Origin of the sequence: Saccharomonospora iraqiensis subsp. paurometabolica YIM 90007, from assembly GCF_000231035.2 — a bacterium.
GTDB lineage: Bacteria > Actinomycetota > Actinomycetes > Mycobacteriales > Pseudonocardiaceae > Saccharomonospora > Saccharomonospora paurometabolica.
This window is the reverse complement of sequence record NZ_KI912257.1, coordinates 33,921-34,298: the sequence shown is the minus strand read 5'-3', so window position 1 is coordinate 34,298 and position 378 is coordinate 33,921. Positions and strand designations below refer to the sequence as shown.

At 78.0% G+C, this 378-nt stretch carries 1 pseudogene; it reads right to left on the bottom strand.

The window, feature by feature from the left end:
- Positions 1 to 378, bottom strand: a pseudogene (locus SACPADRAFT_RS33225) (primosome assembly protein PriA); the annotation flags it as partial.

Sequence of the window (378 nt, the reverse complement as noted above, 5' to 3'; positions counted from 1 at the left end):
CTTGCGGGCGTCCCGCACGGCCCGCACGGCCCGCACGGCGTCGGCCAGGGCGCGCCCGTCGGTGCGCGGAACCCGCAGCAGGACCCGCTCCCGGTCGGCGTTACCGTCGGCGTCGGTCTCCCCGAGCGGCACCGGCCCGAGCACCTCGGCGGTGTCCGGCAGGGCGATCTCGTCCAGCAGTTCCGCCACCGCCTCCGGGGAACCCTCGACCCCGGCCATCCGCACCGCGGGCGGAAAACCCAGCTCACGGCGTTCGTCGAGTTCGAGTTCGGCGTGCCTGCCGGGGTCCCAGCGCACCAGCGCCTGCACCGCGGGGATCCCCGCCTCGGCCCCGACGACGACCCGGCCGCCCGCGTGGCCCGGCCGCACGAGCGTGGC